This window comes from Micromonospora sp. NPDC049301 (assembly GCF_040678715.1).
Classification (GTDB): Bacteria; Actinomycetota; Actinomycetes; order Mycobacteriales; family Micromonosporaceae; genus Micromonospora.
In genome coordinates, this window is record NZ_JBFAQO010000004.1 from 79,568 (window position 1) to 105,054 (window position 25,487).

The window sequence follows — 25,487 nt, forward strand, 5'->3', positions numbered from 1 at the left end:
ACTGTTGGACCGCTTCGTCTTCCTCACCGTCGACGGCCTGTCCCGGGGCGCGGTGTACGCCGCGTTCGCGCTGGCCCTGGTGCTCATCTGGCGGGCGGCGCGGGTCGTCAACTTCGCCCAGGGGGCGATGGCCGTCGCCGCCGCGTACGTCGCCTACACCGTGTCCGCGCAGACCGGCTCGTACTGGCTCGGCTTCGTGGTCGCGATCGTCGCCGGGCTGCTGCTCGGTGCGCTGGTGGACCGCGCCGTGATGCGCTTCGTGGACCACACGTCGCCGCTCAACCCGGTGATCGTCGCGCTCGGGCTGGTGCTGCTGATCCAGGCCGTCCTGGGCATGGTGTACGGCAGTGAGTTCCGGCCCGCCGAGGCGCCGTTCAGCCGGTCCGCGCTCAGCGTGGGCGGGGTGGCCGTGCTCTCGCCGTACGACCTGTTCGTCTTCGCGGCGATCGGGGTGGTGGTGAGCGGCCTGGCCTGGATGTTCGCCCGGACCCCGGTCGGGCTGCGGATGCGCGCGGCGGCCTTCGCCCCGGAGGTGTCCCGCCTGCTCGGGGTCAACGTCGGCGGCATGCTGACCCTCGGCTGGGCGCTGGCCTCCGGCGTGGGCGCGCTGGCCGCCATGCTGGTCATCCCCACCGAACTCGGCCTGCACCCGCACGCGATGGACCTGGTCTTCGTCTCGGCGTTCACCGCGGCGGTGGTCGGCGGGCTGGACAGTCCACCGGGGGCTGTCGTCGGCGGGCTCGTGGTGGGTCTGCTGCTCTCCTACGTCAGCGGTTACGCCGGCAGCGATCTCACCCCGCTGGCGGTGCTGGTCCTGCTGCTGGCGGTGCTGCTGGTCCGGCCCGGTGGGCTGTTCGCCCCGGTCGCGGCGAGGCGGGTGTGAGCGCGACCCGGGCGGCCCCGCCGCAGACGCACCGGCCGGCGGACGCCGAGCGTCCGGTCGACCGGCGACGCGGCTCCACCCTGCTGCGTCACCTCACCTTCGCGCTCGCCGCCGGGCTGCTGCTGGTCGCGGTCAGCTACGCCGTCGAGCCGTTCCGCAACTTCCAGCTCGCCACCGTGGCCGCCTACCTCTGCGCCACCGCCGGGCTGACCGTCCTCACCGGGCTCAACGGCCAACTGTCGCTCGGGCACGGCGCGTTGATGGCGACCGGCGCGTACACCGTGGCCCTCTGCCAGAACGCGTTCGCCGACCGGGGGATGACCGGTGGTTGGCTGTTGCCGGTCTCGCTCGGCGCGGCGATCCTGAGCACGGTCGCGGTCGGCGCGGTGGTCGGCGTCGCCGCGGCCCGGCTACGCGGCCCCTACCTGGCCGGGGTCACCCTCGCCGTGGCCGTCGTCGTGCCGGCGCTGGCCGTCACCTTCGACGGTGTCTTCAACGGTGAGCAGGGGTTGTCGGTGCCGGTGGAGCCGCCGCCGGTGTCGCTCGGCCCCTACTTCCCCTATGAGCGGTGGCAGCTCTGGCTCGCCGGCGCCGCCACCCTGCTCGCCCTGCTGCTGCTGGCCAACCTGATCCGCAGCCGGTACGGGCGCACCTTCCGGGCGGTCCGCGACGACGAGGTGGCCGCACGCCTCGCCGGGATCCACGTGGCCCGTACCCAGGTCCTCGCGTTCGTGGTCAGTGCCGCCACCGCCGGTCTCGGCGGCGCGTTGTTCGCGGTGCTGGCGCAGAGCGTCTCGCCCGGGGCGTTCTCGCTGACGCTGTCGCTCTTCCTGTTGATGGCCGTGGTGATCGGCGGTCTGGGTCGTCTCGCCGGCGCCCTGTGGGGGGCCGTCCTGCTGGTCGCCCTGCCCGATCTCACCCACTCCGTGACCGAGCTGCTCACCCTCTCGCCCGCGGTGGCGCAGCGGATGGAGGGCAACCTCCCGCTGGCGATCTTCGGAATCACGCTGGTCGTCGTCATGATCGCCGCGCCCGGCGGCGTGCAGGGTCTGCTGTCACGCCTCGGCCGGGCCCTGCTGGCCCGGTGGCGGGCCCGGCGGTCCTGAGCTGTCCCCTGTCCGGCTTCGGCCGGGCGCCCCACCACCAGAGAAGTTCGATTGAGAACCGGACCGAGAAAGGTCGGTGTTTCCGATGCGCCGTACGGCACGACGCGGTCTCGCGATCGCCAGCACCATCGCCCTGCTGATCACCGCCGCCGGTTGCGGCGGCGACGACGGCTCCGGTCCCGGCGGGGGATCGGTGCCGGGCGTCACCGCCACCGAGATCGTCGTCGGCACCCACATGCCGCTCACCGGACCGGCCTCGGCCGGCTACTCGAAGATCGCCCCGGCGACGAAGGCGTACTTCGACTATGTCAACGCCAACGGCGGCGTGCACGGTCGGAAGATCACCTACAAGATCATGGACGACGGCTACAACCCGGCGAACACCCAGCAGGTGGTGCGTCAGCTCGTCCTCCAGGACAAGGTCTTCGCCATCCTCAACGGCCTCGGCACGCCGACGCACACCGGCGTGCTCGACTTCCTGAAGAGCAACCGGGTGCCCGACCTGTTCGTCGCCTCCGGCAGCCGCAGCTGGGACCAGCCCGACAAGTATCCCGGTACGTTCGGCTTCAACCCGGACTACACCATCGAGGGCAAGATCCTCGCCAACCACGCCAAGGCGAACCTGGCCGGCCAGAAGCTCTGCTTCCTCGGCCAGGACGACGACTTCGGCCGGGACAGCCTCGTCGGCGTCGAGAAGGTGCTCGGCGCGTCGGCGGTGGCGGTCAAGCAGACGTACGTCACCAGCAACACGAACGTGGCGCCGCAGATCGGCGCGTTCAAGGCGGCCGGTTGCCAGGTGGTCGTGCTCGCCACCGTGCCGGGCTTCACCGCGCTCAGCATCGGCACGGCCGCGCGGCTGGGCTTCAAGCCACAGTGGCTGGTCTCCAACGTCGGCGCCGACCACCCGACGCTGGCCAAGCAGCTCGGCGCCGCCGCCCCGCTGCTGGAGGGCATGGTCGGCACCAACTACCTGCCGATGCAGAACGACACCACGAACCCGTGGATCCAGCTCTTCACGAGGATCAACAAGTCGCACAACGGGGACGCGCCGTTCGACGGCAACACCGTCTACGGCATGTCGGTCGGCTACCTGTTCGTGCAGGCGCTGCTGGCCGCGGGCAAGGACCTCACCCGGGAGAAGGTGCTCGAGGCGGTGCAGAAGGGCGGCTTCCAGGGCCCGGGGCTGGTGCCGCTGCGCTTCTCCGCGACCGACCACTCCGGTTACGGCGGGCAGCGCCTCACCCGGGTGAGCGGGGGAGTGCAGAGCTACTTCGGGCCGGCGTACGAGACCGACGAGGCGGACGGGCCGGTCAACGAGTACGCGGCCACGCCGGTGGCGCCTCCGGCGAACGGGGTGCCGACCGTCTCCTGACGACCCGTACACCCGGCGGTCGACCGGGCGTGGCCGCGCGGCGCACCGCCGTGACCACGCCCGGTCGTACCGCTGCCCGCTGGCGTGACCGCCCCTGATCGGCCGCCGGCCGCTGTCGCGCGAGTGCGGGCGGCCCGAGGGCCGGCGCGGCGGTGGGGCGTTGACCGACACCGATCGGTGGTCCTACTATCTGCACTGTGAATGCAGATTCAGGTCGGCTCGCGGGTCGGGTCGCCATCGTCACCGGTGCGAGTCGGGGAATCGGTCTGGCCATCGCCCAGCGGCTGGTGGCCGAGGGCGCGCGGGTGGGTCTGACCGCCCGGCGTCCCGAGGCGCTGGCCGATGCGGTGGCCGCCCTCGGCGGCCCGGCGTACGCCGTGGCGGTGCCCGGCCGGGCCGACGACGCCGCGCACCGCGCCGCGGCGGTGCGCCAGGTCGGAGCGGCGTTCGGGCCGGTGGACCTCCTGGTCAACAACACCGGCATCAACCCGGTGCACGGCCCGCTGCTCGGGCTGGACCTGGCGGCGGCGCGCAAGATCCTCGACGTCAACCTGGTCGCCGCGCTCGGCTGGGTGCAGGAGGTCTGTGCCGCCGGCATGGCCGACCGGGGTGGCTGCGTGGTCAACGTGTCGTCGATCGCCGGCCTCGGCCCGTCGCCGGGCATCGCCTTCTACGGCGTGAGCAAGGCCGCGCTCAACCACCTCACCGCCAGCCTCGCCGTGGAGCTGGGGCCGACCGTCCGGGTCAACGCGGTCGCCCCCGGAGTGGTCAAGACCCGCTTCGCCGCCGCGCTGTACGAGGGCCGGGAGGACGAGGTCGCCGCGCGGTACCCGCTCGGGCGGCTCGGCCTGCCCCAGGACGTGGCCGGCGCGGTCGCCTTCCTCGCCTCCGCCGACGCCGCCTGGATCACCGGGCAGACCCTCGTCTGCGACGGCGGCGTCACGCTGACCGGCCGGGCCGGATGACGACGGCCGGGGTGTCGTCGATCATCGCCTGTCTAGACTCGGCGGTGCGTCGGGAGAGGCCATGGCGGTGAAGGGGCGGGGGCGGATGGACGGGGTCGAGGTCCCGGGCCGGGTCGACGGGCGGACCGCCCGTGCCGAGCGCACCCGTGTGGCCATCGTCGAGGCGCACCTCGCGCTCATCTCCGAGGGTGACCTCCGGCCGACCGGGGAGCGCATCGCCGAGCGGGCCGGCATCTCGCTGCGGACGCTGTGGACCAACTTCAAGGACATGGAGACGCTCTTCGAGGCGAGCGGCGCGGAGGTGCTGCGCCAGCAGGACGCCGCCTACCGGCCGATCTCGCCGGGGCTGCCGCTGGCGAAGCGGATCGACGCGTACTGCCGGCAACGGGCCCGGCTGCTCCAGCTCATCGCGCCGTCGGCGCGGGCCGCGCAGATGCGCGAGCCGGTCTCCGACCAGCTGCACCGCAACCGTCTCAAGCACATCGACCGCGTCCGGGACGAGGTCGAGCAGCTCTTCGCCGCCGAGCTGACGCAGGCCGGGCAGGGCCGGGAGCAGCTGCTCAACGCGCTGGTGGCGGCCAGCATGTGGCCGGCCTGGTCGATGCTGCGCGACGGACTGGGGCTGGGCGTGGACCAGGCCCGCGCGGTGATGGCCCGCACGGTGGACGCCCTGCTGGCCCAGGTGGCGGCCGGCTGACGCCGGCTGTCGACCACCCTCTTTCCATCCGGTTACCGATAGGTGACACTGAATGCATGGTTACTGCATCACGAGTGCAAATAACCGTGCTGCGCGGCCGGGATGACGAGTGCCGGGCCGTCCGGAGCCTGCTCGACGGGGTGACCGACGCCGGTGGTGCCCTGCTGCTGCGCGGAGAGCCGGGATCGGGCCGCTCCGCGCTGGTCGGCTACGCCCACCGGTACGCCACGACCTGCACCGTGCTCGCCGCGACCGGGGTGGCCGAGGAGTCCGCGCTGCCGTACGCCGGCCTGCAACGCCTGCTCGATCCGGTGCTCGACCGGGCCACCGCCCTGCCCGAGCAGCAGTGGCACCTGCTGCGGCGCGTGCTGGACGGCGAGGGCTGCCCGACCGACCGGCAGCTGGCCCTGTCGATGGCCGTACTCGGGCTGCTCGCGGCCGCTTCCCGGGACCGCCCACTGCTCGCCACCATGGACGACGTCGACCGGGGGGATCCGCCGACCGCGCGGGTGCTTGCCTGCGTGGCCCGCAGGCTGCGGCAGGTGCCGGTCGCCGTCCTGCTCACCGCGGACGTCACCGCGACGGTGGACGGGATACCGGCGCACCGGCTCCGGCCACTTGACGAGCGGGAGAGCGTCGCCCTCCTCACCGACCGGCTGCCCGAGCGCCCCGCCCCGCCCGTCGCGGCCACGCTCGCGGTGGTCGGGGGCGGCAACCCGCAGGCCCTGGTGGACCTCGCCGACGCGCTCACCCCCGGGCAGGGGCGGGGCGAGGAGCCGCTGCCCACCGCGCCACCGGCGGACGGCGCCCTGGGTCGGGCCTACCGGGCCCGGCTGGACCCGTTGCCACCGGAAACCCGACGGATGCTGCTGCTCGCCGCGCTGGACGAGGACGGGGAGCCGTCCACCCTGATCCGGGCGGCGGCGGCCGCCGGCACCGCCGTCGAGGCGCTCGCCCCGGCGGAGGTCGCGGGCCTGATCCGCGTCGAGCCGCACGGCGTCACGTTCCCCCAGCCGCTGGCCCGAGCGATGGTCGCGGCCAGCGCGCCACTCGCGGAGCGCCGCGCGGCCCACCGGCTCCTCGCCAGCGTGCTCGACTCGGACGGGCAGCGGCTGCGCCGGGCGATGCATCTCGCCGCCGCGACGGCGGGTACCGACCCGGCTCTCGCCGACGAGCTGGAACAGGCGGCGGCCGGTGGGGAGGGCGGTTGGGGCAGCGCCTCCGCGGCGCTGCGTCGGGCCGCCGAACTCAGTGACCACCCGGCCCACGTCTCCGCCCGCCTGCTGGCCGCCGCCCGGTACGCCTGGGCCGCGGGCCGACCCGGTCAGGCCCGGCTGCTGCTCGACCGCCTCCGCGCCGTCCCGGCGGACCGGACCGTCACCGGCCGCGCCGACCTCCTGCGCGGCGAGCTGGAGCTGCGCTGTGACAACGCCTCGGTCGCGTCGGCAACCCTGCTCAGCGCGGCCGGGGCGGTGGCCGGCACCGACCGCGCCCTCGCGCTGGCCGCGTTGGTCCGGGCCGGCGAGGCCGTCTGCTTCGCCGGCGACCAGTACCGGTACGCCGAGGTCGGTCGTCGGGCGTGGGCGTTGCGGCGGCCGAACGACCCACCGGCGATCGAGCTGATGAGCTTCCTGGTCGCCGGGGTGGCGGCCACCCTGCGGGGCGACCATGAGCGGGCCGGCCCCGCGCTGCGCCGCGCCGTCGTGCTGGGTGGCCGGCTGACCGGGCCGGCGCTGACCCCGACCGCGCTCACCTGCGCGGCGGCGGCCGGTCTGGTGGTCGCCGTGGACGGCGCGGCGCACCGGCTCGCCGAGCGCGCCGTCGGGTTGGCCCGGGCCCGGGGCGAGCTGTCCATGCTGTCCCGGGCGCTGGAGCTGCGGGCGGTCGCCGAGTACTGGCTGGGCTGGCACGAGGCGGCCGCGGAGACCTCCCGCGACGGGCTGCGGGTGGCCCGCGCCGCCGGTCAGGTCAACTGCGCCAACGTCCACCTGGGCATGCTCGCCGTGCTGGCCGCCGTCCGGGCCGACCGGGACACCAGCCTGCGGCGGATCCGGGAGATCGGCGAGGCGCCGACGCCGGGCAGCCGACCACACGCGCTCGCCGGCTGGGCGCTGGCGGTGCTCGACCTGGTCGACGGGCGGCACGCCGAGGCGGCAGCCCGACTGGCGTCGCTGGCCCGGCTCGGCACCGGCCGGGGTCAGGTCCTCGTTCAGGTGATGGCCACTCCGTACCTGGTGGAGGCGGCGGCCCACCTGGCGCACCGACCGGCGGCGACGGCCGCGCTCGCGGTGTTCGACCGGTGGGCCAGCAGCACCGCGAGCCCGTTGCGCCGGGCCCTCTCCGCCCGGTGCCACGCGCTGCTCGCGCCGCGGGGCAGCGCCGAGGCGGAGCGGGAGTTCCACACCGCGCTGCGGCTGCACCCGACCGAGGCCGGCACGTTCGAGCGGGCCCGCACGGAGCTGCTCTTCGGTCAGGAGCTGCGCCGCAGGAGGCGCCCGCGTGACGCCCGCGCGCACCTGCACCAGGCCCGCGAGACGTTCACCCTGCTCGGGGCGAGCTGCTGGGCCGAGCAGGCCACCGCGGAGCTGCGCGCGGCCGGGGAGTCGGTCGGCCCGCCGGACCTGCCCGCCGCACGGCTGCTGACCGGGCAGCAACTACGGATCGCCCAACTGGTCGCGGAGGGGGCCACCAACCGGGAGATCGCCGCCCGGATGTTCCTGTCCACCCGCACGGTCGACCACCACCTGCGCAACGTGTTCCACCGGCTCGGCATCCGTTCCCGCACCGAGCTGGCCCGCGCGTTCGCCGCCGACCGGCAGGTTGGGCTGACGTCGGAGCGGTGAGCGTCGGCCGGTCACCGCCCGCTCTGGACGACGAAAACTATCACCGCTAGTTTAAGCGTCATGGAGCTCACCCTCACCGCCGAGCAGGCGGCGGTCCGCCAACTCGCGGCCGAGTTCGTCGACCGGGAGCTGGTGCCGCACGCGGCAGCCTGGGACCGGCGCGAGTGGGTCGACCCGGCCGTCGTCGGAATGCTCGGCGACCTCGGCTTCCTGGGGCTGACCATCGCCGAGGCCGACGGCGGCTCCGGCGGTGACCACCTCGCGTACTGCCTGGTTCTGGAGGAGCTGGGCCGGGGAGATTCGGCGGTGCGGGGCATCGTGTCGGTCTCGCTCGGCCTGGTCGCCAAGTCCATCGCCGCACACGGATCGGCCGCGCAGCGGGCCGAGTGGCTGCCCCGGCTCTGTTCCGGCGCCGCACTGGGCTGCTTCGCGCTGACCGAGCCGGACAGCGGCTCCGACGCCGCCGCGCTGCGCACCCGCGCGGTGCGCGACGGCGCCGACTGGGTGCTCACCGGCACGAAGACGTTCATCACCAACGGCACCACCGCCGACGTCGCGCTGGTCTTCGCCCGCACCGGTGGCCCCGGGCACCGTGGCATCACCGCGTTCCTGGTGCCCAGCGGGAGCCCGGGGCTGACCCGACGGGAGATCCACGGCAAGCTCGGCCTGCGCGGGCAGGCCACCGGCGAGCTGCGCTTCGACGAGGTACGGGTGCCCGACGCGGCACGCCTCGGCTCCGAGGGCACCGGCTTCCGGCTGGCGCTGGCCACCCTCGCCAAGGGCCGGATGTCGGTCGCCGCAGGCTGCGTCGGCATCGCCCAGGGCTGCCTGGACGCCGCGGTCGGCTACGCCGGGCAGCGCACCCAGTTCGGCAAGCCGATCGCCGGGCACCAGCTCGTCCAGCAGCTGCTCGCCGCCATCGCGGTGGACACCGCGGCGGCCCGGCTCCTGGTGTGGCAGGTCGCCGACCTGATCGACCGCGGTCAGCCGTTCGCGACCGAGGCGTCGATGGCCAAGCTCTTCGCGAGCGAGGCCGCCGTCCGGGCCGCCAACAACGCGGTCCAGGTGTTCGGGGGATACGGCTACATCGACGAGTACCCGGTCGGCAAGTACCTCCGTGACGCCCGGGTCGCCACCCTCTACGAGGGCACCAGCCAGATCCAGCAGCTCCTCATCGGGCGCGCGCTCACCGGTGTCAACGCCTTCTAGCGCGACCCGACGCTTGCGCGGCCGTGGAAGCATCGAGCGCATCCGCTGTCCCGGCCACCACTGGGGAGGATCCCCGATGCATCGTCTCGCTCGACGTACGCTGGCGGCCGGCGCCACCGTCGGCCTGCTGGCCACCGCGGCTGTCGTCGCCGCGTCGCCCGCCACCGCTTTCCCCCGTCCACCAGCGCCCTCGTGCACCATCCAGACGCTGCCGCAGCCGCCGAACATGTACCGCACGGAGGCGTACGCCATCGACCCCACCGGTCGGTACGTCGCCGGCGGAGCGCTACGGGTGTTCGACGAGAGCCCGACAGAGGCGTTCCTGCTGATCTGGGACCGGGGCCGACTGAGGACCGTGCCCTGGCCGAACGGCGACGGTGTCGTCGACGTCAACGCCCGCGGCGTGGTGATCGGCAACGGGAACGCCGACGGTCGGACCCAGCCGTGGAGCTACCGGGACGGCGTCTTCACTCTCCTGCCGACCCCGTGGGAGCAGGTCTACGTCTCGGCGATCAACACCGCTGGTGACGTGGTCGGATACCGCTACGACGACGCGACCGGAGGATTCGTCGCGCTGCGGTGGCCGGCGTCCCGGCCGGGAACCGTCGAGGAGCTGGACGCCCCGCCCGGAGCGCTGGCGCTGGGCGTCACCCGCGATGGCAGCATCGTGGGCACCGCTTCCGGCCCGGAGTACTACACGGGCTGGGCTCGGCACCCGGACGGCCGGTACTCCGAGCTGACCGTGCCCGGCGCCCGGTCCACCCAGGTCGTCGCGGCCGAGGGTCGCTGGGCGGTGGGCCGGGCCGACCTGAGCGATGGTGACCAGCTCGCGGTCCGCTGGAACCTGCGCACCGGCGCGTACACCGAGCTGGACCGGCAGGTGTACGTGCTGGAGGACGTCAACGCGGGCGGGGTGGCCGTCGGTGGCGACCGCGTGGTTCGTGGTGCCACCTCCCGCCAGTTGCCGGGCGGTGGTGACCGGCTGACCGTGGCCAGCCGGGCGATCGCCGACGACGGGACCATCGTGGGCTTCCGCAACAGTGCCGGCACGGTGACCGCGGTGCGATGGACCGCCTGCTGAGCTGAACGTGTCCGTCGGGCACGCCCGCGCAGGTCAGTCCCGGCCGAGCACCGCGCCGAGCCAGCGCAGCTGGCGCCGGACGTGGACAGCCTCCCCGCCCTCGTGCCCGTTGAACGGGTAGACGTGCATCTCCCGCTCGGGCGGGAGCGGTCGGCCTGTCGCCGAACCGTAGTGGTTGTAGGCGGCGAAGCCGGTGCTCGGCGGGCAGACGGTGTCGCGCAGGCCGATCCCGAAGTGCGCCGGGGCCGTCGCCCGCCGGGCGAAGGTCACCGCGTCGACATAGGACAGCGTGCGCCGGACCGCCTCCTCGGCCTCGCGGTGCACCGCCAGGTACCGGGCGATCTCGCCGTACGGCGAGGCCTCGGTCAGCCCGATGGCCCGTTGGACGTCGCAGAGGAACGGCGCCGTGGCCACCACCGCCGCGAGGTCACCGACGAGGCCGGCCACCGCGAGGGCGAGGCCGCCGCCCTGGCTGTTGCCGGCCACGGCGACCCGGCTCGCGTCGACCCCCGGAAGGGCCCGGGCCGCGTCGACGGCCCGGACCGCGTCGGTGATGAGGCGCCGGTAGTGGTAGTCGCGCGGGTCCAGGATTCCCCAGGTCGCCGGCCAGGGGCCGCCCGGAGCGCCGTGCCGATCCGGGGTGTCGCCGGCGCCGTACTGCCCCGCCTGGCCCCGGTTGTCCATCAGCAGGTGCGCGTACCCGGCCACCGGCCAGGTCAGCCGCTCGTGTGGCAGGCCGCGGCCACGCCCGTAGCCGGCGTACTCGACCACGATCGGCAGTGGCGTCCGGACCCCCGAAGGGCGGGTGTACCAGGCCCGCACCGGGTCGCCGTCGAAGCCGGCGTACGTCACGTCCCAGGTGTCGACCAGCCGCAGGTCGGTGGGTTCCGACCGGACCTCGACGAGCACCGGCCGGTCGGCCGCCTCGGCGAGGGTGTCGCGCCAGAACCGGTCGAAGTCGTCGGGTTCGACGACGGTGGGCGCGTACCGCTGGAGCTGCTCGAGGGTGGGGTCGGGGTGGGGCACGGGTCCTCGCATGACGTCAGCGCGGGTGGGCGGGGGGTGCGGTGCTCTCGCGGACGACCAGCTCGGTCACCAGGTCGATCCGGCTGGTCGCCGGCTCGACGCCCCGCGCCAGCCCGAGCAGCATCTGGGTGGCGATGCCGGCCATGTCGTGCAACGGCTGGTTGATCGTGGTCAGGGCGGGGTCCGTCCAGGCGGCGACCGGCAGGTTGTCGTACCCGATCACCGACAGGTCCTCGGGCACCCGCAGGCCGCACTGCCGGGCGGCACGCAGCACTCCCATGGCCTGGATGTCCGAGCCGGCGAAGATCGCGGTCGGACGGTCCGGACGGCGCAGCAGCCGCAGACCGTGGTCGTGCCCGGCGGTCGCGGAGAAGCTGCCGTAGCGGACCAGCTCGCGGTCGACCGCGACCCCGGCCTCGTCGTGAGCGGACTGGAAGCCGGCCGCCCGGGCCCGGCTGCAGAGCACGTCGGGTGGCCCGGAGATGACCGCGATCCGCCGGTGCCCCAGCTCCAGCAGGTGCCGGGTGGCGAGCAGGCCGCCGTTCCAGTTGCTCGACCCGACGGTGGGCACCGACGCCGAGGTGGCGCTGTCGGTGTCGACGACGACGAACGGGATCCCCAGGCGCCGTAGCTGCTGCTGCTGAGCCTCGGCCAGGTGACAGAGGACGAACAGCAGGCCCAGCGGTCGGTCGGTGAGCAGCGCGTCCAGCCACCGTGCCGGCGGACGGTGCGCGCCGTCGAGCTGGGAGACGGCGAGCCGGATGCCCGCGTCGCTGGTCACCGCCTCGACACCGCGCAGGATCTCCATGGCCCATCCGGCGTCGAACTCGTGGAACACGAGGTCGATACGGCCGTCGCCGGACGGCGGCTTCCGGCCCCGGCGCTGGTACCGGTGGCGGTCGAGGCTCGCCTCGACGCGCGCTCTGGTGCCGGGGGCGACATCCGTGCGTCCGTTGAGGACCTTGGAGACGGTGGCGACGGACACGCCGACGTCGTTGGCGATCGTCGCGATGGTGGTGGAGGCGGGTGGGTCGAGCGGGCGGTGCTCCGTCATCGCAGCCTCTGCAACATCCGAAAGTTTCGGGAGACCTTAACACGATCGGGTGCTCCCGCCAGCCGGCACTGAGCGCAGGAAGTGAATGACGGGGGTCGAGTTGAGACCCTTGACACACATCGATGGCGGACTTAGGTTGCCGAAAAGGTTACGCAGGTTTCCGGAAAGTTTCGGATCGTGTACCGCTCGCCATGCAACCGGTCCCCGCGCGGACGCGGATGTGGCCCGAGCTGAAGGGGTCTGGGCATGAGAGGTCCGGTGTCGGTCGACAGCCGCGTGTCGTCCCGCGACGTCGCGCCGGCGGAGACCACCATCCGCGCCCCGCTCGCGCCGCGCCGTCGCCGCACCTGGCGACAGGCGCTGCGCCGGGACTGGCAGCTCTACTCGCTGGCCGTGCTGCCGCTGCTGTTCTTCCTGGTCTTCCGGTATCTGCCGATGATCGGGAACATCATCGCGTTCCGGCGGTTCAAGCCGGGCGGCAGCATCTTCGGTGAGTACTGGGTCGGCCTGCGGTACTTCCGGATGTTCTTCACCGACCCGACCTTCTGGGAAGTGTTCACGAACACCCTGGTGCTCGGGGCGTTGACCCTGCTGTTCTGCTTCCCGTTGCCGATCGTGCTGGCGCTGCTGCTCAACGAGGTACGCGCCCGCCGGTTCAAGCGGTTCGTCCAGTCCGTGTCCTACCTGCCGCACTTCCTGTCGATCGTGATCGTGGCGGCGATGGTCATGCAGTTGACCTCGGTCGACGGCACGGCCAACCAGATCGTCCGGCTGTTCGGCGGCGACGCGGTGGCGTTCCTGCAACAACCGGGGTGGTTCCGCACCATCTACGTCTCGTCCGAGGTCTGGCAGACCGTCGGCTGGGGCACGATCCTCTACCTCGCCGCCCTCACCACCATCGACGAGGACCTGTACGAGGCCGCCCGGATCGACGGCGCCAGCCGGCTGCGGCAGACCTGGCACGTGACGTTGCCCGGGATCCGGCCGACGATGGTGACCCTGCTCATCCTCAACATCGGCAGCTTCATGGCGGTCGGGTTCGAGAAGATCCTGCTGCTCTACAACCCGCTGACGTACCCGACCGCGGACGTGATCTCCACCTACCTGTTCCGGATGGGCTTCCAGTCCAGCAACTTCAGCTACGCCGCTGCCATCGGTCTCTTCGAGGCGGTGATCGGGCTGGTCCTGGTCCTGTCGGCGAACCTCATCTCCCGTCGCACGGTGGGCACGAGCCTGTGGTGACCCTCGGCACGAAGAGCGACGCCCCGAAGACCCGCGGGCCGGTGGACAGCCGGGGCTACCGGGTCTTCCGGATCGTCAACACGATCGTCCTGATCGGCGTCGTGGTCGTGACGCTGTACCCGTTCCTCAACATCGTGGCCCGCTCGCTCAGCGACGAGGCGTACATCATCGCCGGGAAGGTGAGCCTCGTCCCGCGCGGGTTCGACGTGACCGCGTACAAGCTGGTGATGTCCGACGCGATGTTCTGGACGAACTACCGCAACACGGTGGTGTACACGGTGGTGGCCACGCTCATCTCGATCGTGCTGACCACGTGTTACGCGTACGTGCTGTCGAAGCCGCAGCTGAAGGGGCGGGGCGTCCTCGTCGGGGTCGCGCTGTTCACCATGTTCTTCTCCGGCGGTCTGATCCCCAACTACGTGCTGGTCACCAGTCTGGGGATGAAGAACACCATCTGGGCCGTGGTGCTCCCCAACGCCATCAGCGTGTTCAACCTGCTGGTCATGAAGGCGTTCTTCGAGAGCCTGCCGACAGAGCTGGAGGAGGCGGCGGCGGTCGACGGGCTGAACACGTACGGCATCCTGCTGCGGATCGTGCTCCCGTTGTCGAAGGCGATCATCGCCACGATGGTGCTCTTCTACGCGGTCTCCTTCTGGAACTCGTGGTTCACCGCGTTCCTCTACTTCGACCGGCAGGATCTGCTCCCGGTCACCGTGTACCTGCGCAACCTCATCGCGGGCGCCACCAGCGCCGAGTCGGCCGCCGCAGACGCCGACAAGGTCCAGGCGGCGGCCACCCTCCAGGCCGTGACGATCGTGCTCACCACCCTGCCCATCCTGGCGGTCTACCCCTTCGTCCAGCGGTACTTCGTCCGCGGCGTGATGCTCGGCGCGGTCAAGGGATGACGCCACCAACTCGCTCCGACCGCCCCCTCATCCACGACCGAAAGGACGAGCCATGCTCCACAAGACGTGGCGCCCCGTGGCGTCAGTCGCCGCGGGCCTGCTCGCGCTCAGCCTTGTCACCGCCTGTTCCGAGGATCCGTCCGAGTCGACGGACCTCTCGGAGAACCGGGCCGGCGCGATGGCCACCTACGGCGTCGGCGACCAGTTCAAGGCCACCGAGGCGCTGTCCTTCTCCACGCTCTACAACAACCACACGTTCTACCCGCTCAAGGAGGACTGGCTGTTCTGGTCCGAGCTCACCAAGCGGACCAACGTCACCATCGAGCCGGTCGCCGTTCCGCTGAGCGACTACGAGCAGAAACGCAGCCTGCTGATCGGCGCCGGTGACGCCCCACTGATCATCCCGAAGACGTACCACCCGCAGGAGAACGCCTTCGTCTCCTCCGGGGCGATCCTGCCGGTGAGCGACTACCTCGATCTGATGCCCAACTTCAAGGACAAGATCGCGAAGTGGAACCTCAAGCCGGAGATCGACAACCTGCGGCAGTCCGACGGTAAGTTCTACCTGCTGCCCGGGCTCCACGAGAAGCCCACGCAGGACTACACGGTGCTGGTGCGCTCCGACATTCTCGCGGAGCTGAACCTGTCGGTCCCGAAGACCTGGGACGAGCTGTACACCGTGCTCAAGGCGATGAAGGCGAAGTACCCGAACGTCTACCCGTACTCCGACCTCTTCAGCAAGCCCACGCCGACCGGCGCGCTGCTGAACATCCTCGGCGCCTCGTACGGCACCCAGGCGGGGTGGGACTACCAGCACGCCACCTGGGACCCGGCGGCGAGAAAGTTCAACTACACCGGCGCGTCCGAGCAGTACAAGCAGATGCTCACGTACCTGCACAAGCTCGTCGCGGAGGGCCTGCTCGACCCGGAGAGCTTCACCCAGACCGACGACCAGGCACGGCAGAAGCTCGCCAACGGGAAGTCCTTCGTGGTCACCGGCAACGCGCAGACCCTGGTCAACAACCACCGGCCCGACCTGGCCAAGACCCTACCGAACGCGAAGATGACCAAGATCCCGCTGCCGGTCGGCCCGGCCGGTGAGATCAATCCCGCGCCCCGGCTGGAGAACGGGATCATGATCTCCTCGAAGGCGCGGGAGAGCAAGAACTTCGTGGCCATGATGCAGTTCGTCGACTGGTTGTGGTATTCCGACGCGGGCCAGGAGTTCGCCCGGTGGGGCGTCGAGGGCACGACCTTCACCAAGGACGCGGCCGGCAAGCGTTCCGTCACCGCCGACGTCGACGTCCTCGGGCTCAACCCGAAGGGCACGAAGCACCTGCAGAAGGAATTCGGCTTCTACAACGGCGTCTTCGCCTACGGCGGCACCCCCGACCTGGTCCGTGGCTTCTTCTCCCCGGAGGAGCTGGAGTTCCAGAAGGTGATGGACGCCCGCACGCCGAGGCTGGTGGCCCCGCCCTACCCGTTCACCGATGAGGAACGCGAGCAGGTGTCGCTCTGGGAGACCCCGCTGAAGGACTTCGTCTCCCAGAACACGCTGAAGTTCGCCCTCGGGCAGCGGCCCCTCACCGAGTGGGACGCGTACGTGGCCGAGCTGAAGGCCAAGAACTCCGAGCAGTACATCGACCTGGTCAACAAGGCGTACGAACGGTTCCAGAAGAACAACGGCTGATCAGCGGGAGGTCCGGTCGGGCGGTGCATCCGCGGCCCGACCGGACCCTCCGGCCCCGGCCGGCGCGGCGAACCCGACCCGCCCGGCCCCGGGTAGGACGACCAGAGGACAGCAATGCGCATCACCGCTCCCGACCAGCCCACCGGCCGCCTCACCGACGCCTGGCGGCGCTGCGTCGGCACCGGCCGCTTCGAGTTGGCCCTGCGCCGCGACTACCAGGACTCGCTGGCCCTCATCCAACGCGACATCGGTTTCCGGCACATCCGCGGGCACGGGCTGCTCAGCGACGGAATCGGCGTGCACCGCCCGTACGACCACGCGGGCGAGCGCCGGGTGCACCACTCGTTCACGTACGTCGACCAGGTCGTCGACGCCTATCTCGACCTCGGTGTCCGGCCGTTCGTCGAGTTGGGGTTCATGCCCTCGGGCCTGGCGTCCGGCGACCAGACGGTGTTCTGGTGGCGGGGCAACGTCACGCCGCCCCGGTCCTTCACCGAGTGGGCGGACCTGGTCCGCGCCACGATCGCCCACCTGGTCGACCGCTACGGTCTCGACGAGGTCCGCGGCTGGCCGATCGAGGTGTGGAACGAGCCGAACCTGGTGCCGTTCTGGCAGGGCGCCGACCGGGACGCGTACCACCGCCTGTACGAGGTGAGCGCGCACGCGGTCAAGGAGGTCGACGCGTCGTTGCAGGTCGGCGGCCCGGCGATCTCACCCGGGGCGGACGAGTGGCTGGTGCCCTTCGCCGAGTTCGTCACCGACCGCCAGGTGCCGGTCGACTTCGTCAGCCGCCACGCGTACACCTCGGGGCCGGCCCGGCACGTGCCGTTCGGCACCCACCAGACCCTCGCCCCGGCGGCCGAGCTGCTGACCCAGTTCGCCGCACCGCGCCGGCACCTGGCCGGCACCGCGCTGGCGGAGCTGCCGGTGCACATCACCGAGTTCAACTCCTCCTACCGGCCGGACAACCCGATCCACGACACGGCGTTCCACGCCGCGTACCTCGCGCCGGTGCTGGCCGCCGGCGGCGACCTGGTCGATTCCTTCTCGTACTGGACCTTCAGCGACATGTTCGAGGAGGTGGGGGTGCCGACCGCGCTGTTCCACGGCGGCTTCGGGCTGCTCACCCACCGGCAGATCAAGAAACCCACCTACCACCTGTACGCCTTCATGGCGCGCCTCGGCGGCGAGGTGCTGGCGCGCGGCGACGACCACCTGGTCACCCGGCACCCCGACGGCCGGGTCGCCGTGCTGGCCTGGGCCCCGGTGGACGTCACCGGCCGGTCACCGGTGCCCGACCGGCACCCGCTGGCCCTGTCGATCCCGCTCGGCCAGCCCGGTACGACGTCGGCGTTCCTGCTCCGTTCGTCGGTGAGCGAGGAGGCGGGCAACGCGTGGGCGGCCTGGGGCGAGATGGGGCGTCCCCGCTCACCCCGGGCCCGCCAGCTCGACGCCCTGCGGGAGGCCGCCGAGCCGGCCCGTACCCACCGTGCCCTGCCGGTCGCCGCCGGGCGGGTCGAGGTGGACCTCACCCTCGCCCGGCACGAGGTCACCCTTCTGGAGCTGAGCCCGGTGGTGGACGAGACCCCACCGTGGTGGGACGACGACCGCCTGCTCGGCCTGCCGGCCGGAGTCGACCTGAGGGAGCAGCCGTGAGCAATGCCGCGCACACCTGGCGACAGTTCGGCGACGGGCCACTGTCGCGCGCCGCCGCCCGCGTCTACACCCTGCTCGCGGTCGAGCTGCTGTTCCTGCTCACCACCCTGCCCGGCCTGCTCCCGCTGCTCCTGCTGCGCCGTGACCCGAGCAATCTGCCGCTGGCCGCGGCGCTCCTGGTGCCGGTCGGCCCGGCGGTCTGCGCCGCTCTGTACGCCCTGCGCCACCAGCGCCCCGACGTGACGGACCTGCGGCCCGCCGCCGTGTTTCGGCGGGGCTACCGGGCCAACCTGCCGGGCGCGCTGCGGGTCTGGGTGCCGACGCTGCTGTGGCTGACCGTGCTCGCGGTGAACCTCGCCCACCTCGGCGCGGCCGCCGTCCCCGGTTGGTGGTCGGTGCCGCTGGTCCTGGTCGCCGTGGGGGTGACCCTCTGCGCCGCCAACGCGCTGGTGATCACCTCGCTGTTCGACTTCCGCACCCGGGACGTGCTCCGGCTGGCCGTGCACTTCCTCGTGCGTACCCCCGGTGTCACCGTCGGCAACGCACTGCTGCTGGCCGCAGCGGCCGGGATCACGGCGGTCTTCTCCGAGGCGGTGCTCGTGATGCTCGGCTCGGTCCTGGTCCTGGCGTTCCTGCGCACCGCCGACCCGATGATCCACCTGATCCGGAAGGAGTTCACCGCATGAGCCTGCCCCGCACCGCGAAGGTGCCCTTCGGTGGCGACTACAACCCGGAACAGTGGCCCGAGGACGTGTGGAAGCAGGACTACCGGCTCTTCGACGCGGCGCGGATCGACCTGGTCACGGTGGGCGTCTTCGACTGGGCGCTCACGCAGCCGGCCGAGGACGTGTACGACTTCTCGCTGCTGGACCGGATCGTGGCGCGGGCCGGCGCGGAGGGGCGTGGCATCTGCCTGGCGACCGGCACGGGCGCCCACCCGCCCTGGCTCGCGCGGGCTTACCCGGAGGTGACCCGGACCGACTTCGAGGGCCGCAGGCACCGTTTCGGGCAACGGCACAACTCGTGCCCCAGCTCGCCGGTGTTCCGTCGGCTCTCCACCGAACTCGCCCGCCGGGTCGCGCGCCGCTACGCCGACGACCCGGCGGTCGTCGCCTGGCACGTCGGCAACGAGTACGGCGGCGCCTGCTACTGCGCGCTCTGCGCGGCCGGGTTCCGCGACTGGCTGCGCCACCGCTACGGCACCCTCGACGCGCTGAACGCCGCCTGGTATACCACCTTCTGGTCGCACACCTTCAGCGACTGGGAGCAGATCGAGCCGCCGTCGGCGCTGACCGAGCACTGGCGCGGGCCGGACCACACCGCCTTCCAGGGCATCACCCTGGACTACCTGCGGTTCTCCTCCGACGCCATGCAGAGCAACTTCTCCGACGAGAAGGCCGCCATCCGCGAGTCCAGCCCGGACCTGCCGGTGACCACCAACTTCATGGGCATGTACCGGCCGATCGACTACCACCGCTGGGCCCCGCACCTGGACTTCGCCTCCTGGGACAACTACCCGCCGGACGACGAGTCGGCGGCCCGGATGGCGCTGACCCACGACCTGATGCGCGGGCTCAAGGACGGCCAGCCGTTCTGGCTGATGGAACAGACCCCGAGCGTCACCGCCTGCCGCGACGTCAACCCCCTGAAACGGCCGGGCCTGATGCGGCTGTGGAGCTGGCAGGCGGTGGCGCACGGCGCCGACGCGGTGCTGTTCTTCCAGCTGCGCGCCTCCCGTGGGGCCAGCGAGAAGTACCACGGCGCCGTCATCGGCCACGCCGGGCGCTCCGACACCCGGGTCTTCCGGGAGGTGGCCGAGCTGGGGGCGGAGCTGCAACGCCTCGGCCCGTCCTCGCTGGGCGCGCGGACCCCGGCCCGGGTGGCGCTGCTGTTCGACTGGGACAGCTGGTGGGCGCTGGAGATCTCCGACGGCCCGTCCCGGCTGGTCCGCTACCAGCAGGTCGTGCTGGCGTACCACCGGGCGCTCTGGGACGCCGGGGTCGACCTGGACGTGGTCGCGGTGACCGCCGACCTGTCCGGCTACGACGTGGTCGTCGCACCGGCCCTGCACATGCTCAAGGGGGACCTGCCGGAGCGTCTGGAGGCGGTGGCCGCGCGCGGCGGCTCGGTGCTGACCACGTACCTGTCGGGACGGGTGGACGAGAACGACCAGGCCTTCCTGCTGGACGTGCCCGGCCCGCTCGGGCAGCTCATGGGGATCCGGGTCGACGAGTGGGACGCCCGCGGCCCGGAGGTGGTCAACCCCGTCCGCCTCGGCGCCGGCGCCGACCGGCTCGACGTCGAGGCGCGGCTGCTCTTCGAGCTGGTCATCCCGCAGGGCGCGGAGGTGCTCGGCACCTACCAGGCCGACTTCTACGCCGGCACCCCGGCGGTGACCCGCAACGTCCACGGCGACGGGCACGGCTGGTACGTCGGCGCCGGGCTGGACCAGGCCGGGGTGTCCTGGGTGGTCCGGCAGGTGTTGGCCCGGCACGACCTGTTCGGGCCCTACCCGCACGTGCCGGACCTGGAGTCCGCCGTCCGGGTCGCGCCGGACGGGACGCGGCTGCTGTTCCTGCTCAACCACCGCGCCGAGCAGGTCGAGGTGACCGCCCGGACCGGCGGTCTCGACCTGCTCACCGGTGACCGGGCGGAGACCGGGCAGCCGCTGCGGCTGCCGGCGTACGGGGTCGTGGTGCTGCGGGAGAACCGGTGAGCGCCGAGGAGACGCGGGCGCACCCCGCCTGGCTGCCGCCGGAGGCGTTCCGGGCGCTGGGCGCGCGCCGCGTGCTCGTGCACGGCGACGGGTCGATCGTCGACACCGTCCTCGACGAGGTCGCCCGCGCCTGCGCGCGGTACGGCGGGCGGGTGTGGCATTCCCCGTCCTGGGACGTGGCCGTCGACCTGGTGCTCGCGCTCCGCGGCGCCGACGAGCTGCCCAGCCCGTCGGCGGAGTCGGCACGGGCGGCGGGGGAGGCGGCGCTGGTGGCGGCCGGCAGCGGCGCGGTGCTCGGTGACGAGGGGTTCCTGCTGGCGCGGGCGGGCGAGGTGACCGCCGTGCTGGCCGACGCGCCCGCCGGCCTGCTGTACGGGCTGTTCCACCTGGTCCGGCTCGGTCCGGCGGCCTTCGAGTCGACCCGTCCACCCGAGCGGCACCGGCCCGCGTTGCGCCGCCGGATGCTGAACCACTGGGACAACGTGGCCGTGCACCCGGTCATGGGCCAGGTGGAACGGGGCTACGCCGGCGGCTCGATCTTCTGGCGGGACGGCCGGCCGCGCGGCGACCTGGCCCGGGTCCGGGAGTACGCCCGCCTGCTGGCGGCCTGCGGGATCAACGCGATATCGGTGAACAACGTCAACGTCGGCCGGACGGAGGCGCGGCTGCTCACCGACCGGCTCGGCGACGTGGCCGACATCGCGGACGTGCTGCGCCCGTACGGCATCCGGGTGCACCTGTCGGTCACCTTCGCCGCGCCGGTGGTCCTCGGCGGCCTGCCGACCGCCGACCCGGTGGACGAGGCGGTGCGGGCCTGGTGGTCCGCGAAGACCCGGCAGGTGTACGAGCGCATCCCGGACTTCGGCGGCTACGTGGTGAAGGCCGACTCCGAGGGGCAACCGGGCCCGTTCACCTACGGGCGCGACCACGCCGACGGGGCGAACCTGCTCGCCGGGGCCCTCGCCCCGCACGGGGGAGTGGTGCACTGGCGGGCGTTCGTCTACAACCATCACCAGGACTGGCGGGACCGGTCCACCGACCGGGCACGGGCCGCGTACGACCACTTCGTCCCGCTCGACGGGCGGTTCGCCGCCAACGTGGTCCTCCAGGTGAAGTTCGGTCCGGTGGACTTCCAGGTACGCGAGCCGGTCTCCCCGGTGCTCGCCGCGATGCCGGCCACCCGGCTGGCGGTGGAGTTGCAGGTCACCCAGGAGTACACCGGCCAGCAGCGACACGTGTGCCACCTCGGCCCGTGGTGGAGCGAGGTGCTGCGGTTCGCGCCGTGGGGGCCGGGCGGGCGGACGGTCGCCGACGTGGCCGCGGGGGAGGCGGGGTCGGGTGGTGGCCTGGTCGCCGTCGCGAACGTGGGCGACGACGTCTTCTGGACCGGGCACCCGCTGGCGCAGGCCAATCTGTACACCGTCGGCCGGCTCGCCTGGGATCCCCGGCTGGATCCCCGGGCGGTCCTCGACGAGTGGATCGCGCTGACCTTCCCGCCCTCGGCGATCGCCGACCCGAAGCTGGTCGGGCGGACGCTGCACGACGTCATGGACGGCTCCTGGCGCACCTACGAGCGGTACACCGCCCCGCTGGGTGTCGGCTTCATGGTCCATCCCGGTGACCACTACGGACCCGACGTGGACGGGTACGAGTACACCCGGTGGGGCACGTACCACTTCGCCGATCGCGACGGCGTCGGCGTGGACCGCAGCCGCGCGTCGGGCACCGGCTTCGCCGGTCAGTACCCGCCGTACTGGGCCCACGTGTACGAGTCGCCCGAGCGGTGCCCGGACGAACTGCTGCTCTTCTTCCACCACGTCCCGTACGGGCACGTCCTGCACAGCGGCTCCACGGTCATCCAGCACATCTACGACGCCCACTTCGCGGGCGTCGAGGAGGTGGAGGCGATGCGGGGGCGGTGGCGGACGCTGAAGGGTTTGATCGACCCGGCCGTGTACGAGCGGGTCGAGCGGCGCCTCGACGAGCAGGTGCGCAGCGCCACCGAGTGGCGGGACCAGATCAACACCTACTTCTTCCGCAAGTCCGGGGTGCCGGACGCGCACGGGCGTCGCATCTACTGACTCCGGCAGCTTCCGGAAGCGTCCCGATAACGCGGCACCCGAGCGATTCCGCGGCTGGTTCCGTCGGCGTGCGTCGATGCCAGGTCACAGCCCGATCCAGGCCGCCGAAAGGCTTCCGGAAGCCTTGACAATCGAGGCGCCTCGATTGAAGCTGGCAGGGTCACGCGAGCCGCGGTCAGGGTCGGGCGAAGGGCAGTCCTCGACTTACTCCCCTTCCATGCGCCATTTTCCCGAGGAATCGCGAACGATGACACTCAGGACAAGACTGCTCGGCGTCGCCATGGCGGCCGTGACGCTGGCCGCCGCCACGTTGACCCTCGCCGTGCCCGCGTCGGCGGCGACGCTGACACAGGTGACCGGCTTCGGCGCCAACCCCGCCAATCTCCAGATGCACCTGTACGTCCCGGACCGGGTGGCGTCCCGGCCGGCGATCCTGCTCGCCCTGCACTACTGCACCGGATCGGGCCCGGCGTTCCACTCCGGCACGCAGTACGCGTCGCTGGCCGACCGGTACGGGTTCATCGTGATCTACCCGTCGGTGACCCGTAGCAGCCTGTGCTGGGACGTGGCCTCTCCGCAGGCCCTGCGCCGTGGCGGCGGCAGCGACCCGGTCGGGCTCATGTCGATGGTCGACTACGTGCGGCAGCGGTACGCCGCCGACCCCGCACGGATCTTCGCCACCGGCACCTCGTCCGGCGCCATGATGACGAACGTCCTGCTGGGCGACTATCCGGACGTGTTCGCGGCCGGCGCGTCCTTCGCCGGGGTGCCGTTCGGCTGCTTCGCCACCGGGGGAAGCTCCGAGTGGAACAGCCAGTGCGCGAACGGCCAGCTCATCAGGACGCCGCAGCAGTGGGGCGACCTGGTCCGGGAGGCCTACCCCGGCTACACCGGTCGTCGCCCGAGGATGCAGATCTGGCACGGCACCAACGATGAGACGCTGCGCTACCCGAACTTCGGGGAGCAGGTCAAGCAGTGGACCAACGTGCACGGGCTGAGCCAGACCCCGACGTACACCGACTCGCCGCAGTCGGGCTACACCCGCACCCGCTACGGCAGCAGTGGCCCGACGGCCCCGGTCGAGGCGATCAGCATGCAGGGCGTCTCGCACAACCTGCCGGTCGACGCCGCGCAGGTGATCCGCTTCTTCGGGCTGGACACCACCCCGCCCACCACGCCGCCGCCGACGACCCCGCCGCCGACCACTCCGCCCCCGACGACCCCGCCGCCGACCGGCGGTGGCTGCCGGATCGGGTACGCGGTCAGCGCCTGGAACACCGGTCTCACCGCGAGCGTCACCATCACCAACACCGGCGCGACCGCGCTGAACGGGTGGGCCCTGACCTTCACGCTGCCCACCGGCCAGCGCATCACCAACGGCTGGAACGCGCAGTTCAGCCCCGCGAGCGGTGCCGTGACCGCCCGCAACGTCTCCTACAACGCCGCCATCGCCCCGAACGCGTCGGTCGACATCGGCTTCCAGGCCACCCATGAGGGCGGCGCCGGCGAGCCCCCGTCGTTCGCGCTGAACGGTGTCGCCTGCTCGGTCTCCTGACTCCCCGACACCACCACCAGAAGGAGTTGCACGATGAGAAACGCGAAGTGGAGGGTGGCGTCGAGAGCCGCCCTCTCCGTGGCCGGCGCGGGCGCCCTCGCCGCCGGCATGGCGACGGTCCTGGCGGCGCCCGCCACCGCCGGCACCACGCTCGGTGCGTCCGCCGCCGAGCAGGGCCGGTACTTCGGCGCCGCGGTGGCCGCCAACAAGTTGAGCGACAGCGCCTACACCACGATCCTGAACCGCGAGTTCAACTCGGTGACGCCCGAGAACGAGATGAAGATCGACGCCACCGAGCCGCAGCAGGGCCAGTTCAGCTACGGCGCGGCGGACCAGATCGTCAACCACGCGCGCAGCCGCGGGATGCAGGTGCGGGGTCACACCCTGGCCTGGCACTCCCAGCAGCCGGGCTGGATGCAGAACATGAGTGGCACCGCGCTGCGCCAGGCGATGCTCAACCACGTCACCCAGGTGGCGACCCACTTCCGGGGTCAGGTGGTGGCATGGGACGTGGTAAACGAGGCGTTCGCCGACGGCGGCTCCGGCGCGCGCCGCGACTCCAACCTCCAGCGCACCGGCAACGACTGGATCGAGGCCGCGTTCCGGGCCGCCCGGGCGGCGGACCCCGGCGCAAAGCTCTGCTACAACGACTACAACACCGACGACTGGTCGCACGCCAAGACCCAGGCCGTGTACACGATGGTGCGGGACTTCAAGCAGCGTGGCGTGCCGATCGACTGCGTCGGGTTCCAGTCGCACTTCAACAGCGGCTCGCCGTACCCGAGCAACTACCGCACCACGCTGTCCAGCTTCGCGGCGCTGGGCGTGGACGTGCAGATCACCGAGTTGGACATCGAGGGGGCCTCGGCCACCACGTACCGCAACGTCGTGCAGGACTGTCTGGCCGTGGCCCGCTGCAACGGCATCACCGTCTGGGGCATCCGGGACAGCGACTCGTGGCGGGCCTCGCAGACCCCGCTGCTGTTCACCAGCGGCGGCGCCAAGAAGCCGGCGTACGACGCGGTCCTCGCCGCGCTGAACAACGGCTCGACTCCGCCGCCCACCACCCCGCCGCCCACCACCCCTCCGCCGACCACCCCGCCGCCCGGGCCGGGTGGCTGCACCGCGACGGTCGCGGTGAACCAGTGGACGGGTGGCTTCGTGGCGACGGTGAAGGTGACGGCCGGGTCGTCGGCCATCAACTCCTGGACGGTGACGCTCCCGTTGCCGTCCGGCGCGACGGTCACCAACGCCTGGAACGTCAACCGCAGCGGTGACAGCGGCACGACACGCTGGACGAACGTGGCCTACAACGGTCGGGTCGGCGCCGGCCAGTCCACCGAGTTCGGATTCCAGGCCACCGGCACCGCCGGCGGCCTGACCCCGGCCTGCGCCGCGGGCTGACG

At 72.3% G+C, this 25,487-nt stretch carries 19 protein-coding genes; 17 read left to right on the forward strand and 2 right to left on the reverse strand.

What is annotated here, in order from left to right; genetic code table 11:
- Positions 1-4: 4 nt before the first annotated feature.
- The 8 genes from AB0K07_RS13375 (at position 5) to AB0K07_RS13410 (ending at position 10,156) form a co-directional block, all read left to right on the forward strand.
- Positions 5-883, forward strand: a complete 879-nt coding sequence (locus AB0K07_RS13375) for a branched-chain amino acid ABC transporter permease (protein WP_363754656.1) — start codon at positions 5-7, stop codon at positions 881-883.
- Positions 880-1,989 carry a branched-chain amino acid ABC transporter permease gene (locus AB0K07_RS13380; protein ID WP_363754659.1) on the forward strand — a complete coding sequence of 370 codons (1,110 nt, stop codon included), beginning with the start codon at positions 880-882 and terminating at the stop codon, positions 1,987-1,989. The genes AB0K07_RS13375 and AB0K07_RS13380 overlap by 4 nt, the downstream gene beginning before the upstream one ends.
- 85 nt (positions 1,990-2,074) lie before the next feature.
- A complete protein-coding gene (locus tag AB0K07_RS13385; RefSeq protein ID WP_363754662.1) occupies positions 2,075-3,361 on the forward strand; it encodes an ABC transporter substrate-binding protein in 1,287 nt (428 codons plus the stop codon).
- A 197-nt stretch (positions 3,362-3,558) separates the two neighbouring features.
- A complete protein-coding gene (locus tag AB0K07_RS13390; RefSeq protein WP_363754665.1) occupies positions 3,559-4,326 on the forward strand; it encodes an SDR family oxidoreductase in 768 nt (255 codons plus the stop codon).
- A gap of 61 nt (positions 4,327-4,387) precedes the next feature.
- Positions 4,388-5,023, forward strand: coding sequence for a TetR/AcrR family transcriptional regulator (locus AB0K07_RS13395; RefSeq protein ID WP_363754668.1), 636 nt, complete (start codon positions 4,388-4,390; stop codon positions 5,021-5,023).
- Between the two features lie 74 nt (positions 5,024-5,097).
- Entirely contained in the window at positions 5,098-7,866 is a 2,769-nt protein-coding gene (locus tag AB0K07_RS13400; protein ID WP_363754671.1) for an AAA family ATPase, read from the forward strand.
- Between the two features lie 60 nt (positions 7,867-7,926).
- Positions 7,927-9,075, forward strand: a complete 1,149-nt coding sequence (locus AB0K07_RS13405) for an acyl-CoA dehydrogenase family protein (protein ID WP_363754674.1) — start codon at positions 7,927-7,929, stop codon at positions 9,073-9,075.
- A 76-nt stretch (positions 9,076-9,151) separates the two neighbouring features.
- The gene (locus AB0K07_RS13410; protein ID WP_363754677.1) at positions 9,152-10,156 is read left to right on the forward strand and encodes a hypothetical protein; all 1,005 of its coding nucleotides are present in this window, start codon (positions 9,152-9,154) and stop codon (positions 10,154-10,156) included.
- A gap of 33 nt (positions 10,157-10,189) precedes the next feature.
- On the opposite strand, the gene AB0K07_RS13415 is transcribed toward AB0K07_RS13410, so the two are convergent.
- Both AB0K07_RS13415 and AB0K07_RS13420 read right to left on the reverse strand, forming a co-directional pair.
- Positions 10,190-11,194: an acetylxylan esterase gene (locus tag AB0K07_RS13415; RefSeq protein WP_363754680.1), complete on the reverse strand. Its 1,005-nt coding sequence runs from the start codon at positions 11,192-11,194 to the stop codon at positions 10,190-10,192.
- Positions 11,195-11,198: 4 nt separating this feature from the next.
- A complete protein-coding gene (locus tag AB0K07_RS13420) occupies positions 11,199-12,236 on the reverse strand; it encodes a substrate-binding domain-containing protein (protein ID WP_363754683.1) in 1,038 nt (345 codons plus the stop codon).
- Between the two features lie 246 nt (positions 12,237-12,482).
- Between AB0K07_RS13420 and AB0K07_RS13425 the strand changes: the two genes are divergently transcribed.
- From AB0K07_RS13425 to AB0K07_RS13465, 9 genes are all read left to right on the forward strand, one after another.
- Complete coding sequence (locus tag AB0K07_RS13425) at positions 12,483-13,478, forward strand: ABC transporter permease subunit (protein ID WP_363754686.1); 996 nt, start codon at positions 12,483-12,485, stop codon at positions 13,476-13,478.
- On the forward strand, positions 13,475-14,383 hold the full coding sequence (locus AB0K07_RS13430; RefSeq protein ID WP_363754689.1) for a carbohydrate ABC transporter permease: 909 nt from the start codon (positions 13,475-13,477) through the stop codon (positions 14,381-14,383). The genes AB0K07_RS13425 and AB0K07_RS13430 overlap by 4 nt, the downstream gene beginning before the upstream one ends.
- Positions 14,384-14,435: 52 nt before the next feature.
- Positions 14,436-16,073 carry an extracellular solute-binding protein gene (locus tag AB0K07_RS13435; protein ID WP_363754691.1) on the forward strand — a complete coding sequence of 546 codons (1,638 nt, stop codon included), beginning with the start codon at positions 14,436-14,438 and terminating at the stop codon, positions 16,071-16,073.
- Between the two features lie 114 nt (positions 16,074-16,187).
- Positions 16,188-17,729 (forward strand): xylan 1,4-beta-xylosidase, encoded by a 1,542-nt coding sequence (locus tag AB0K07_RS13440; RefSeq protein ID WP_363754694.1) that lies wholly within the window; start codon positions 16,188-16,190, stop codon positions 17,727-17,729.
- Complete coding sequence (locus tag AB0K07_RS13445) at positions 17,726-18,415, forward strand: hypothetical protein (protein ID WP_363754696.1); 690 nt, start codon at positions 17,726-17,728, stop codon at positions 18,413-18,415. Before AB0K07_RS13440 ends, AB0K07_RS13445 begins: the two co-directional genes overlap by 4 nt.
- The gene (locus AB0K07_RS13450; RefSeq protein WP_363754698.1) at positions 18,412-20,445 is read left to right on the forward strand and encodes a beta-galactosidase; all 2,034 of its coding nucleotides are present in this window, start codon (positions 18,412-18,414) and stop codon (positions 20,443-20,445) included. The genes AB0K07_RS13445 and AB0K07_RS13450 overlap by 4 nt, the downstream gene beginning before the upstream one ends.
- Positions 20,442-22,526 (forward strand): alpha-glucuronidase, encoded by a 2,085-nt coding sequence (locus tag AB0K07_RS13455; protein ID WP_363754700.1) that lies wholly within the window; start codon positions 20,442-20,444, stop codon positions 22,524-22,526. The genes AB0K07_RS13450 and AB0K07_RS13455 overlap by 4 nt, the downstream gene beginning before the upstream one ends.
- A gap of 247 nt (positions 22,527-22,773) precedes the next feature.
- Entirely contained in the window at positions 22,774-24,081 is a 1,308-nt protein-coding gene (locus AB0K07_RS13460) for a PHB depolymerase family esterase (protein ID WP_363754702.1), read from the forward strand.
- Positions 24,082-24,114: 33 nt separating this feature from the next.
- On the forward strand, positions 24,115-25,485 hold the full coding sequence (locus AB0K07_RS13465; protein WP_363754704.1) for an endo-1,4-beta-xylanase: 1,371 nt from the start codon (positions 24,115-24,117) through the stop codon (positions 25,483-25,485).
- The last annotated feature ends 2 nt before the right edge of the window (positions 25,486-25,487 follow it).

Coding starts and splice junctions, on each gene's coding strand:
- AB0K07_RS13425 (WP_363754686.1), top strand. CDS start 12,483: ATGAGAGGTCCGGTGTCGGTCGACAGCCGCGTGTCGTCCCGCGACGTC.
- AB0K07_RS13435 (WP_363754691.1), top strand. CDS start 14,436: ATGCTCCACAAGACGTGGCGCCCCGTGGCGTCAGTCGCCGCGGGCCTG.
- AB0K07_RS13465 (WP_363754704.1), top strand. CDS start 24,115: ATGAGAAACGCGAAGTGGAGGGTGGCGTCGAGAGCCGCCCTCTCCGTG.
- AB0K07_RS13395 (WP_363754668.1), top strand. CDS start 4,388: ATGGCGGTGAAGGGGCGGGGGCGGATGGACGGGGTCGAGGTCCCGGGC.
- AB0K07_RS13405 (WP_363754674.1), top strand. CDS start 7,927: ATGGAGCTCACCCTCACCGCCGAGCAGGCGGCGGTCCGCCAACTCGCG.
- AB0K07_RS13410 (WP_363754677.1), top strand. CDS start 9,152: ATGCATCGTCTCGCTCGACGTACGCTGGCGGCCGGCGCCACCGTCGGC.
- AB0K07_RS13440 (WP_363754694.1), top strand. CDS start 16,188: ATGCGCATCACCGCTCCCGACCAGCCCACCGGCCGCCTCACCGACGCC.
- AB0K07_RS13420 (WP_363754683.1), bottom strand. CDS start 12,236: ATGACGGAGCACCGCCCGCTCGACCCACCCGCCTCCACCACCATCGCG.
- AB0K07_RS13450 (WP_363754698.1), top strand. CDS start 18,412: ATGAGCCTGCCCCGCACCGCGAAGGTGCCCTTCGGTGGCGACTACAAC.
- AB0K07_RS13415 (WP_363754680.1), bottom strand. CDS start 11,194: ATGCGAGGACCCGTGCCCCACCCCGACCCCACCCTCGAGCAGCTCCAG.
- AB0K07_RS13460 (WP_363754702.1), top strand. CDS start 22,774: ATGACACTCAGGACAAGACTGCTCGGCGTCGCCATGGCGGCCGTGACG.
- AB0K07_RS13385 (WP_363754662.1), top strand. CDS start 2,075: ATGCGCCGTACGGCACGACGCGGTCTCGCGATCGCCAGCACCATCGCC.